General features: G+C 61.5%; 1 pseudogene. It reads right to left on the bottom strand.

What is annotated here, in order from left to right:
* Nucleotides 1–73 precede the first annotated feature (73 nt).
* A pseudogene (locus tag EOD29_RS33020) lies at nucleotides 74–257 on the bottom strand (glutamate--cysteine ligase); the annotation flags it as partial.

The following is a 257-nucleotide window of genomic DNA, read 5'->3' as shown; positions in this document are numbered from 1 at the left end:
ATAAGAACTTAAAGCCGTTCCGGCAAAGGCGCGGAGCGAGGTATCCAAGCTGGAGAGTGCCGGTGCGGCAAACCTAATACTGGTAGTCCTCGAAGACCGGCTCGACGGAAAGCTGCCAGCGGCCGTGATAGAGCGACAGTAGATCCTCGGCGAGCCTCGCCTTCTTGGCGAGCACTTCGTCGAGCGGCGCCAGGAAGATGCTCTCATCCTGCCCTTCGCCGTTGAGCTTGCCGCGGGCTTTGAGGCCGGCCCTCGAT

Origin of the sequence: Mesorhizobium sp. M1A.T.Ca.IN.004.03.1.1, from assembly GCF_003997555.1 — a bacterium.
Taxonomy (GTDB): domain Bacteria; phylum Pseudomonadota; class Alphaproteobacteria; order Rhizobiales; family Rhizobiaceae; genus Mesorhizobium.
Note: the sequence above shows the minus strand (reverse complement) of the source record. Positions and strands in the feature narration are given on the sequence as shown.